This is a genomic window from Mesorhizobium sp. M7A.F.Ca.CA.002.05.1.1, assembly GCF_003998335.1.
Classification (GTDB): domain Bacteria; phylum Pseudomonadota; class Alphaproteobacteria; order Rhizobiales; family Rhizobiaceae; genus Mesorhizobium.
In genome coordinates, this window is record NZ_RZQI01001569.1 from 1 (window position 1) to 594 (window position 594).

A 594-nucleotide genomic window follows, 5' to 3' on the forward strand; every position below is an offset into this window, starting at 1 on the left:
GGCTACTATATCGAGGTGACCGCCAACCATCATGCGGTGATGACCGGCAGCGACGGCGCCAAGGCGCGCTTCATCCACCGTCAGACCATGGCCAACGCCATGCGCTTTACCACGACCGAGCTTGCCGAACTCGAGACCAAGATCGCCAATGCCGCCGACCGGGCGCTCAACATCGAACTGGCCGCCTTCGACGCGCTGACGGCGGAAGCGGTCGGCGAGGCGGAGAAGATCCGCGCCGGTGCCGATGCGCTGGCTGTGCTCGATGTCTCGGCGGCGCTCGCGCTGCTTTCGGAAAGCGAAGCCTGGTGCCGACCAGTGGTGGATTCGAGCCTCGCCTTCGAAATTGCGGGGGGGCGGCATCCCGTGGTCGAACAAGCGCTTCGCCGTTCCGGCGATGGCCCGTTCGTCGCCAATGATTGCGACCTGTCGCCGGAGGGCAGCGCCAAGAACGGTGCGATCTGGCTCCTGACCGGCCCGAACATGGGCGGCAAGTCGACGTTCCTGCGGCAGAACGCACTGATCGCCATCCTGGCCCAGACCGGCTCCTTCGTGCCGGCGACATCGGCCCATATCGGCGTCGTCGACCGGCTGTTC

1 protein-coding gene is annotated in these 594 nt (G+C 66.3%); it reads left to right on the forward strand.

Annotation, left to right across the window (positions count from 1 at the left end):
• A partial coding sequence (locus tag EN939_RS37085; protein WP_442919605.1) for a MutS-related protein occupies positions 1-594 on the forward strand: 594 nt, incomplete at both ends.